This window comes from Ruegeria sp. CDSB117 (assembly GCF_059611005.1).
In genome coordinates, this window is record NZ_JBXWOS010000057.1 from 1 (window position 1) to 6,160 (window position 6,160).

Consider the following 6,160-nt stretch of genomic DNA (forward strand, 5'->3'; position numbering starts at 1 on the left):
CCGCCGAAGACTTCGCCGTTATCAAAGGCGAAATCCAACACATTGAGAAAACTCCGGGTATTCGCCGCGGATTTTGTAGGGACTGTGGAACGACGTTGACCTATGCCGCCCTAAATGAAGTTGAGGGCCAAGGCTGGAGCGCTGACGCGTGGTTTTCTGCTGTGACGTTGGACGACCCATCGATTGCGCAGCCCAAGGCCCACGTCTTCGTATCACATCAGCAGCCATGGATAAAACTCGACGACGGGCTGCCGACGTTTCTTGAGTTCTAACCGACTTTCCGAGCGCACGGAGGAGAAAGCGATGAACACTGCATACTCATATGCCTGCAAGGATTGCGAGGGCATGGAAGCCTGCCCAGGTAAAGTAGTTGCTGCGACCAAGGACGAAGTCTGGAAGCTCATGGAACTGCACGCGGTGGTCGCCCATGGAGAGGACCCCAGCTCGTGGGACGCCGACACTCGAGAATATCTGGAAACACTGATAAAGCCCGCGTGATCAAATAAATTAGGCCTCAAATTCCTAGGGATAATCGGCCAAAATTTTCGGCTTGGTTTGTTTAACCGCGAAGGGCAACTTTCCTCTGCAACTGGGAAATTGCTGGGCCCATTTGTGAGTATCCGGTTTGGGCTGCGGCCCACCGCCAAGGCACCTAGAAGCGCAAGGCCATCACGAACCCAAATCGGAAATGTGTGAGATCGGTTTCCATCAAAAACCAACCTGCTACAGCGAAACCCTGCTCTTATTCAGGCAAACCGGCTAGTCGCAAAGACGCACAGTCTTTCTCCAGCCTTTTTGTGTCAGAGAAAAGTTGAGTTTTCGCCCAGTCCGATATGGAAAACTGAGGGCGGTATTTCATCACATTCCGTGCTTCATCGCGAGCGGCCTCAAGGTTCTCTGTCTCTACATGGACGATTACGAGGTCGAGGTGACCAAAGCCTTCAACCCTTTGGCCATATTCGGTGAATGCTTTCTTGGCTTCCTCGTATTGACCGTCAAGTCGAAGGGCTAAACCCAGAACGCCTGCATACCAACCTGGATAGTGAGGGTTCAGGGTAATGGCTTGTTGTGCGACTTGGATCGCTTCATTTGCCTGGCCATTGAAAGCTAGGGTGATTGACAGTCTGGCAGCCACGTCAGCGTGGTTTGGATTTAGCGCTAGTGCCTCGTTGAACTTATCGATAGCCGAAACCAGCTTGCCATCGATTGCATCTGCAAAACCCGCAATAGCGTGAGCCTCTGGGTTGTAGCTGTCTATTTCCAGAGCCCGCTGAGCGCAGTCACGAGCCTCCGCTAGCGCGGCACGCCGGTCAGCAACAAATCCATGTCGTGCTTCGACAGTGCAAATGAATCCCAAAGTACAATACGGAGCCGAGTAACCCGGGTCGAGTGCAATTGCCTGTTGTGCAAATCGGCGAGCGTCGGCGTGAGCTTCCCAAGTAATTCTGCGCGAAGCCTCCACGGCCTTTAGTTGAGCGGTCCACGCGCCTAGGTTTTTCGTGCCGGATCCTCTGAAACGAGCCATTTCTCCCGCCAAAAGTTCGACTTGTAACTCGGTTGCAATCCTAAGTGCGAGTTCATCCTGAACTTCGAATACATCTTCAATGAGGCGATCATAGCGGTCTGCCCAAATGTGCATACCGGACTTTGCATCGATTAGCTGTGCTGTGATCCTCACCCGGTTCCTGCTTTGACGGACACTTCCCTCAAGAACAAGATCGACACCCTGCTCCAGACCGACCTGTTTCACGTCAACGGAGCGACCTTTGTAAACGAATGTAGAGTTACGCGCGACGACCAGTAAATTCGGGAGTTTTGATAAAGTGGTGATGATCTCTTCGGTAATTCCATCTGCAAAAAACTCCTGATCGGGGTCAGAAGAAAGATTATCGAAAGGTAAGACGCCGATTAGCAGAGACTTTGTATGGCTAGCCGGAGTTACTCGCGGTGGGGCAGAACCTGGCGGCGACCATTGGAAAACTTCTATTGGTGACGGCGCGTTCTTAAACTGTCGCTCTCCAGCGCGATAAAATTGCTCAGCGAGGCGCTCGTCAAGGCTGCGATGGACGACATCTGAAATCAACACAGCCCCTTCGTTGGAAGCCTCTTGTAGACGTGCGGATAGATTGATGCCATCGCCGAAAATGTCATCTTCGTCGAATACGACATCTCCAAGATGCACACCCACTCGTAGTTTCAATGAGGACTGAGTTAACACCTGGCTTTGAAGATCAAGGGCGCATCGTACTGCATCAGATACCGAGTTAAACTCGACTATCCATCCATCACCCATCCTCTTAACGACATTACCGCGATGATCGCTAACCAAAGGATCAAATAACTCTCGACGTAGAACACGAAGTTCGCCGAGAGTCCTATTTTCATCTGCCTTAATCTGGCCTGAGTAGTTTACTACATCGGCCGAGAGTACTGCGGAAAGTCTGCGGTCTCCATTCATGTCTATTGGTAGCGCAAATTACGCTGCTTGGAAAAGACAACATGATTTCCTGAACGTCGCGCATGTCCTAGTGAATGGCTTGGGGCAAAACTGAAAAGCGTGACTGTGAATGTATGCTTCGGGCTGCCATCGGCCCATCCGCACACCGCAGAGAATGATTAATTCGAGCCCAGTGCGGACGCAAAGTTAGATGGGCAGACGGGCGTGGATCTCAATCGGGGCTATCAATCCGCCTTCTATGTTTCGCACCATGTTTTGGACCTTTATCGCTGTGTCGTCGCCCATGATCAGATGCAGGCCAAGATGTGGAGGACCATCCGCACGGCTTTGCGCAGCCGCCAAATCTTCAAAGAATTGTTTGGCAAACACGGTGCGGTCGATCCTATTGGTCAATTCGAAACCAACGGACTTCAAAGCCGCCTCATATGTCTCTGGTGGTGCAAGCGCACTCTGATCCGAAGTCGAAGCCCAAGGCGCTGGATAATCCATATTGCCCTCGCCGACTTGCATCACATCGTAAATCGCAAAAATACCTCCTGGTTTAAGCACACGCATTGCCTCCCGCGCGATGCCAACTTTGTCCACAATGTTCATGCCTACGTGGATCATGTAAGCAGCGTCCATCGAGTCAGATTCTAACGGCAGATCAAGTACGCTGCCTTCGATGAGTTGAACCCGATCCGACATGCCCGTCCATTCTGTAAGGGCGCGTCCTGTTTCCACAAACTCGGCGGTTAAATCGATGCCGGTCACATGAGCCCCAGTGGCCGCTGCGACATAGCGGGCAGGACCACCGAGGCCACATCCAAAATCGACAACCCGACTTTGGGGCGAAAGGTCCAAAGCCTTCACAAAAGGTTCGGTCGCAAGGCGTCCGCCAATGTGAAACTCGTCAACCGGCGCCAAAGCGTCGCGAGAAATCGGTGGGGTCAAGTCCAGTGCTGCGCAACCATCAGAAATTCGCTTTAGCAAGTGACCGGAGTGGTAGTGGTGCGCGACTTCATTGGGATCAGTCATGTTGAAGCCTCCCTAACTTATGCCGCTATGGTAGACTCGGTGATCTTGAATGTCAGCTTTGTCCGCTTATCCGGATTTAAAAAGTCCAGTTGCAAATGTCTGCCTAGGGCTGACTATCTACGCCAGGCATCGTCCGCCAAAATCATCGCTCATCTCCTTCCTTCGAGGCCTTCGCTGCTTGGTAGCAGGTCCACAACCGCTCCACCTCATCGAGCGGATCGTCACTGGACCGCTTGTGTGAATTCAGCTGCTGTTTCATCGCTCGACGAGATGCATCATCCTGCATGATCTGGTCCGCACGGAGCACATCGACTTTTTGAACGTATTCAACCTCTGCTTCTGCCAGCAAGCGCTCCAGTAGTCCTGACGTTGAAGAAGAATCTGAATAGATCCAACCCGCCGGGCATTGGTCGATGATGCCCAAAACCTGGCTTGCAACATCCACGGCAGGTGGAGCCGTCGAAAGGTTGATTGGAGATGCGTCCAAAACCTGATGTGACCAGTTCAGGGCAGGGTAGATGCGAGATGACCAAGTGTATGGTTCGTCATCGATCACTCTCAAGACCGCGATTTCAACTGGGTAGAACTGTCCTCTTACGGCTACGATCCTCAGGTCGCATAACAGCATACTGACAACCGGTTCCGGTAGGCCAATATCCTTGTAGACGCTGCCAGATCCTTCAGTGATTTTATCGTTTTCAGTCACTTTGGCCACTTATTCTCTTTAATCCAGATGTCTGTCCATTCTGCTGGTCCATCAGCTGGAGCAGCGTCCACTATGTGCTCTTGTACAGTTGTCAGAAGTGCCGGCCATGCATCTGAACCCTCTTTCAGTCGTGCTTTCAGCTCATAAATCAGGTCATCCAGAGGGATCGACTCCAACGGACGTCCAAAGATCTCTTCATCGGAAAACTCATCACTCATCGAAGGGGTTCCAATCGCCTTGGTCCTGACAGTGTGCACACAGAGCGGCTGGCCTGTCTTTCTTCCGGACGATATCGCCGACATGGCCACACCTTGCACATGTGCGCTTGCTGTCCAGCCGGACGCGTTTGAGCAGGAGGTCTAGGCATTCATCGTACCGACTGAAGCTGATCTGAATTGAACCATCTCTGCTTGTCGTCACATCCGAGATCTGTACTTGAATCGGTGTCTCAAAGTTCTCTCGAAGCAGATGCTCCGCCTCTACGAGGAACTGGCCAAGCAAGACCAGCCTACCCGGACCAAGGCTTGGCCATAATGATGCCGTATCAGCGCTCACCATGTCTGGAAAGCGATTTGCTACGTTGAGCTCAAGATCTGTTGGCCACTTCGCCTCAGCATCTTCAAATCGGCGTTCGAGGAAATCGTGGTAGCACCAACAACAAAGCGTCGTCAGATAGCCCTGCACGAGCTGGGTTTCAGCAGAATTCCCACATTTCTCACACGTCTTCTCGATCTCTTCGACACGCGTATCAAGCTCGTCGAGAGTATTCTGGTTGCACTTTCGTGTGTAGACACGAAGGCCTCCCAACTTTTGCTTGATCTGTACGATCACCGGCAACTCATCTCCAAAGACATCGGGGTGTTGCGCAACACTGCGCTTCACATCTTCTAACACTAGAGCGAGCTGGTCAGCCCAACCTACACGATGCTCTCCAAGGGCTTTCAGCACGCTTGTATGGATGTCATTCCAGTCGACAACCTGTTTCATCACACATCCTTCAGCGCGCCAGATTTTTAATCAACAGCGCGCATGATCTCTTCATCAGTGAGATCTTCGATACCTTCGAAATCGGCAGGCGAGATTGGGATCACAACAGTGCTTTCACTGTCGTGAACCGCAAACGTCACTTTCAGGAGCCTCGGATCTTCAGTTTTCGAAAAAACTGGTTCAATCGTCCTGGCCATCGTCATTCTCTTTTTTAGCGATGCGCTCATCCAACTTGCGAATGCCCGCCCGGATCTGCGACAGCAATTCGTTGTCACTCTCATTCACCTTGCGCGCTCTGATTTCGTCTGCACTGACCGGATCAGACAGTCTTGCATGGCCCAATGTGATCTCTGCTTCTTGCAGCGCTAAAAGAGCTCGGGTCAGTGGGTCAACCTCGACGTCAGCAATGAGGGCATCAAACCCCTCTGCGCTGCTGATCGGATCAGACAGCGGTGCTCGACCGGCCAAAAACTCGACCTTCTTTAGTTTCAGGAATGCGCGCGTCACCTCGTCAGCCTTAGTGCGGGGCTCTCGCGCACCGGTCTTCTCCAGCCACATGGCGGTGATCTTCTCAACGAGTGACCACACGGTCTGCCTGCGATCATGTTGCCAGATCTCGAAGCGAACTGCTTTTTCTTCGATACCGAGCTGCTCGGACTCTCTTTCGCTCACACGCACCTCGTAATCGCAAAGCCCATTAACGTCATTGCTGACGTTCCCGGCATGGGCCCGGGCGATCTCTCTTTCGTTTGCGTAGACAACGATTTTGAGCATCACTCACCACTCTTTCTTCACACATGCAGGACAGCGTCCGCGGTCATCCGTTCGGTCGATCTGACCGAAATATCCACAAATTGAGCAGGTCAACCTGTCCCGAACGGGCTTCTTTCGAACGCCAAAGAACCTCTTCCTTTTGGGGTGGCGCTTGCTCGCGACATCATGCGCGCACCAGCAGCAAAGTGTCGTGTACCAGCCGTCCAGAAGTTGGGTCT

9 protein-coding genes are annotated in these 6,160 nt (G+C 52.4%); 2 read left to right on the top strand and 7 right to left on the bottom strand.

All coding sequences use genetic code 11. The features are described from left to right. Together AC2FJC_RS23560 and AC2FJC_RS23565 are read left to right on the top strand one after the other, a co-directional pair. Positions 1 to 272 (top strand): GFA family protein (locus AC2FJC_RS23560; protein WP_496742128.1); only part of this gene is annotated, 272 nt, incomplete at its 5' end. A gap of 31 nt (positions 273 to 303) precedes the next feature. Continuing rightward, positions 304 to 498 (top strand): DUF1059 domain-containing protein, encoded by a 195-nt coding sequence (locus tag AC2FJC_RS23565; protein WP_282170805.1) that lies wholly within the window; start codon positions 304 to 306, stop codon positions 496 to 498. Between the two features lie 244 nt (positions 499 to 742). On the opposite strand, the gene AC2FJC_RS23570 is transcribed toward AC2FJC_RS23565, so the two are convergent. The 7 genes from AC2FJC_RS23570 to AC2FJC_RS23600 form a co-directional block, all read right to left on the bottom strand. Continuing rightward, a complete protein-coding gene (locus AC2FJC_RS23570) occupies positions 743 to 2,458 on the bottom strand; it encodes an adenylate/guanylate cyclase domain-containing protein (RefSeq protein ID WP_496742130.1) in 1,716 nt (571 codons plus the stop codon). A gap of 186 nt (positions 2,459 to 2,644) precedes the next feature. Further along, on the bottom strand, positions 2,645 to 3,475 hold the full coding sequence (locus tag AC2FJC_RS23575; protein ID WP_496742132.1) for a class I SAM-dependent methyltransferase: 831 nt from the start codon (positions 3,473 to 3,475) through the stop codon (positions 2,645 to 2,647). A 142-nt stretch (positions 3,476 to 3,617) separates the two neighbouring features. Further along, entirely contained in the window at positions 3,618 to 4,190 is a 573-nt protein-coding gene (locus AC2FJC_RS23580) for a hypothetical protein (RefSeq protein WP_496742134.1), read from the bottom strand. Next, positions 4,178 to 4,399: a hypothetical protein gene (locus AC2FJC_RS23585; protein WP_496742136.1), complete on the bottom strand. Its 222-nt coding sequence runs from the start codon at positions 4,397 to 4,399 to the stop codon at positions 4,178 to 4,180. Before AC2FJC_RS23585 ends, AC2FJC_RS23580 begins: the two co-directional genes overlap by 13 nt. Continuing rightward, positions 4,392 to 5,168, bottom strand: a complete 777-nt coding sequence (locus AC2FJC_RS23590; protein ID WP_496742138.1) for a hypothetical protein — start codon at positions 5,166 to 5,168, stop codon at positions 4,392 to 4,394. The genes AC2FJC_RS23585 and AC2FJC_RS23590 overlap by 8 nt, the downstream gene beginning before the upstream one ends. Positions 5,169 to 5,194: 26 nt before the next feature. Beyond that, positions 5,195 to 5,365 (bottom strand): hypothetical protein, encoded by a 171-nt coding sequence (locus AC2FJC_RS23595; RefSeq protein ID WP_496742140.1) that lies wholly within the window; start codon positions 5,363 to 5,365, stop codon positions 5,195 to 5,197. Continuing rightward, entirely contained in the window at positions 5,349 to 5,942 is a 594-nt protein-coding gene (locus AC2FJC_RS23600; RefSeq protein ID WP_496742142.1) for a hypothetical protein, read from the bottom strand. Before AC2FJC_RS23600 ends, AC2FJC_RS23595 begins: the two co-directional genes overlap by 17 nt. Positions 5,943 to 6,160: the final 218 nt, after the last annotated feature.